Source organism: Idiomarina sp. UBA4206 (assembly GCF_002383015.1).
In the GTDB taxonomy this organism is placed as follows: Bacteria; Pseudomonadota; Gammaproteobacteria; order Enterobacterales; family Alteromonadaceae; genus Idiomarina; species Idiomarina abyssalis.
Genome location: NZ_DFTS01000019.1, coordinates 58,700 through 62,581, shown reverse-complemented (window position 1 = coordinate 62,581; position 3,882 = coordinate 58,700). Strand labels below are relative to the sequence as shown.

At 45.9% G+C, this 3,882-nt stretch carries 3 protein-coding genes and 1 pseudogene; 3 read left to right on the top strand and 1 reads right to left on the bottom strand.

Annotated elements, in window-relative coordinates; all coding sequences use genetic code 11:
• Positions 1 to 2,272, top strand: a 2,272-nt coding sequence (locus tag B3180_RS04220; RefSeq protein WP_286843221.1) for an EAL domain-containing protein, incomplete at its 5' end; no start/stop codon positions are given.
• A 2-nt stretch (positions 2,273 to 2,274) separates the two neighbouring features.
• Here B3180_RS04220 and B3180_RS04215 read toward each other — a convergent pair.
• The gene (locus tag B3180_RS04215; protein ID WP_222235876.1) at positions 2,275 to 2,904 is read right to left on the bottom strand and encodes a peroxiredoxin; all 630 of its coding nucleotides are present in this window, start codon (positions 2,902 to 2,904) and stop codon (positions 2,275 to 2,277) included.
• 127 nt (positions 2,905 to 3,031) lie between these two features.
• Here B3180_RS04215 and B3180_RS04210 point away from each other — a divergent pair, with 127 nt between their 5' ends.
• Positions 3,032 to 3,475 carry a YaiI/YqxD family protein gene (locus B3180_RS04210; protein WP_054490176.1) on the top strand — a complete coding sequence of 148 codons (444 nt, stop codon included), beginning with the start codon at positions 3,032 to 3,034 and terminating at the stop codon, positions 3,473 to 3,475.
• A 2-nt stretch (positions 3,476 to 3,477) separates the two neighbouring features.
• A pseudogene (locus B3180_RS04205) lies at positions 3,478 to 3,882 on the top strand (GGDEF domain-containing protein); the annotation flags it as partial.

Sequence of the window (3,882 nt, the reverse complement as noted above, 5' to 3'; positions counted from 1 at the left end):
GAGGAACGATGAGCGTTTTGAGGCGTTCATGCCGTTAATTAATCAGTACGGCTTAGCTGCTTGTTGGTCTCACCCCATTTTTGGGGCTGCAGAGGGTGAAGTTATAGGAACTTTCGCTATCTACTTTGCCCAGCCGAGAGTGCCAACCGGGGATGAGCTGGAACTGATTGTACGTAACCGCGACTTAGTTGCCTTAATCCTCGAGCAAGAAGAGCAACGAAAAGCGCAGGTTCGTTTAGAGCAACATCAACGCTCTTTATTTACATACAACCCCGATTCAGTTTTCACATTGGATTTAAACGGAAACTTCACCAGCGTTAATCGTGCAGGTTGCGAGCTTTTACTTCTTAGTGAGGAAGAGTTGCTGGGGCAGCATTACGAGCTGGCGGTTCCGGAAACCGAGCGGGAAAGAACGCTAACGTACTTTGAAACAGCAAAAAAGGGCACCCCTCAATCTTACGAAATTAAAGTTGCGGACAGAATGGGGCAACTGCATGACTTATCAATAACCAATATCCCAATTATTATTGATGGCGAAGTTACCGGGGTGCATGGTGTCGCTAAAGAGGTTACTGAGCATCGCGCGAATGAGGCAAAACTTAAAGTTTTTCGAAGTAGCGTGCATGCCAGTGTTAATGGCGTCGTTATTAGCGAAGCCAATAAAAAAGGTTTCCCGGTTCTTTATGTGAACCCCGCTTTTGAGAAAATGAGCGGTTACTCTCTTACCGAAATGAAAGGGATAAGTTGCAACATACTGCAAGGCCCAGACACGGATCCAAAGGTAATTAATGAGATTCGAAAAGCTTTGCAGGAAAAACGGGAAATAAAAAGTGTTATTCGGAACTACCGCAAAGATGGAAGCATGTTTTGGAATGAGCTCTTAATAGCACCGGTTAAGGGCCCGGATAACAAAGTAACGCATTTTATTGGGTTACAAAGCGATATTACGGAACGAGTCCAAAGAGAGGATGCTTTAGCTTTTTATGCCTCACATGACAGTCTAACGCAGTTAGCCAACCGAAGTGCAATGGAAGAGCGACTACAACAGTTAGTATCCAATGACACGAACCAAGCCGTTTTTGTGTTGTTTATTGATTTGGACGGGTTTAAACCGATAAATGACAGTTTAGGGCACTACCTTGGTGACGAGGTGTTAATTGAAACTGCGCAGCGTCTGCAGCAGGTAATCCGTGAACCTAACCTGATTTGCCGCTTTGGCGGAGATGAATTTGTTGCTGTTATCCAAAGCATGGGGGCAGCAGAGCAGATTAATGTTTTATGTACCGAAGTATTAGCTATTTTCGACGAACCATTTCGTATCGATGAGATTGAAGTTTCCTTGTCGGCAGCCATTGGCGTTGCCGCAAACGATATTCAATATAAGCATCCCATGGAACTGACTCAGCGCGCCGATGTAGCAATGTATGAAGCGAAGAAGCGCGGCGGTAATGCAGTTTGTTGGTACTCCGAAAAGCTTGATGAGGGGCTGGGCTACAAGGTTGCTCTGCGGACACAAATTCAGGAAGCGCTGGCCAAGAAGCAATTTGAGCTGTTTTATCAACCCATCATGACCAGTACAGGGCAAATTTCAGGGGCTGAAGCGTTGATTCGCTGGCACCACCCAACCAAAGGCTACGTTTCTCCAGCGGACTTTATTCCGATTGCTGAGCGTACAGGTCAGATCATCCAAATTAGTGAATGGGTTCTTAGACAGGCCTGCCAAGACTTAAGTGAGCTGAAAAGTTACGGTATTAACACTGTTTCTGTGAATTTTTCACCCATTCAGTTTTATCGTGACGACTTTATTAGTAAAACCAAGTCTGTGCTCGAAGAATTTAATATAAAGCCGGGTGAAATTACCGTTGAAATAACAGAAAATGTTCTGGTTAACGACACTCAGCGTATTGCTGAACTTTTACAACATCTGCGCGAGTTAGGTCTTGATGTTGCAATTGACGATTTTGGAAGCGGGTTTGCCAGTTTGCGATACCTGAATGTCCTGCCCGTAAATAAACTGAAGATTGACCGCAGTTTTATTGAGAACATTGACCATAACAGACATAACGCTGCAATAACGGGTGGCATCTTAAATATGGTCGAGCACCTCGGTATACAAACGGTTGCTGAGGGTGTCGAAACTGAAAACGAATACCGCTACCTGGTCGAACACGGGTGTCCATTAATGCAGGGCTTTTTATTCTGTAAACCGAAGCCGCTGGGCGAACTACTCGTGTGGGCAGAACGCCAGCAGTCTCTCGAAAACGAAAGTTAAAGCTATTTGATATCGGTCAGACGTAAGTATGGGCGCAGCGTTTTCCAACCTTGCGGAAACTTCTGTTTTGCGTCTTCATCGCTTACTGTCGGGCGAATGATAACTGAGTCGCCAGGAACCCAGTCCGCCGGACAGGCAACTTCTTCGCGATCGGTCGTTTGCAGCGCATCAATAACACGTAAAATTTCATTAAAGTTACGACCTACCGTCATGGGATAAGTCATGATAAGCCGAACCTTCTGGTTGGGATCGATGATGAAAACTGAACGTACAGTCGCGGTTGCGCTCTCGTTTGGGTGGATCATGTCGTAGAGTTCAGCAACTTTACGATCTTTATCCGCTACAATAGGAAACTCTAAGACGGTGCTTTGAGTGTCGTTTACATCCTCAATCCAGCCTTTGTGCGCATCCACAGTGTCAGTTGATAACCCCAGCGGTTTGACATTGCGCTTTTCAAACTCAGGGGCCAGTTGTGCTGTTCTTCCCATTTCGGTGGTGCAAACAGGGGTGTAGTCAGCCGGGTGACTGAAGAAGAACACCCAGGAGCCCTTTGCCCAGTCATGAAATTTTATCGAACCCTGAGTGGTATCAATGGTAAAGTCTGGTGCAGTATCGCCAATACGTAATGTCATAAAGTTACTCCTGGAGTCATTGTTGATAACCTTTATTGGTAACAACTAAATAGTAGCTTAGTAAACGCATTACAAGGTAATAGGCTTAGAACCATTTACTCTAATATAGACTCATGGATTATTAGTAATGACTTTATTTATTGATGCCGATGCCTGCCCACTGGCTATAAGAGAGATTCTGTTTCGAGCGGCGCAGCGTAAGCAGCTACACCTTTATTTAATCGCAAACCAGCGTATTCAGACACCAAAATCGAAGTTTATCCATATGGTTCAGGTAGGCAGTGGTTTTGATGTGGCTGATCATGAAATTGTCCGTCGCTGTGAAGCCGGCGACCTGGTGATAACCAGCGACATTCCTCTGGCGGCAGAAGTTATCGAGAAAGGTGCAAAAGCTCTGAGCTCCCGAGGCGAACTATTTACGCCGGACAATATTCGTCAGCGTCTCAATATACGCGACTTTATGGACACCATGCGAAGCAGCGGCATTCAGTCGGGAGGCCCTCCGCCTTTAACCAACGTTGATCGCAAAAATTTTGCTGACCATTTAGATCGGTTACTTGCGGGGAGTTGAATTTGGGATTTATTGCAGCATTACCGGCAATTCTCTGTGCCTTGGTTGCCTGGCTTTATCCTGAATGGTTGACGCAAATTCAGCTGCCGGTGCCGGGTGCCGTTTCTGCGGGCCTGGGTATTGTGTTTTTACTGGCCGCCTTTTTCCGGCAATGGCACTGGTTTTATTGGTGCGCCTGGGTTGGAGGTAGTTATGCAACGATTCAACTGGGGTTGCAGCAACCACTGGCGCAAAAAGAAGTGTCACAACTGTATCAGGAGTTTCCTGTTTGGTTATCGGTCAGTGCCCTGTTATTAGCCTTTATAAAACAGCCAACCTTACTGACGCTAAAGGGTGTTCTTCTATTTATTGTTGTGGGAATTTTACCCTTAGCTTTGCTTTTGGGGCCGGTTGCTAACTCAGTTGCA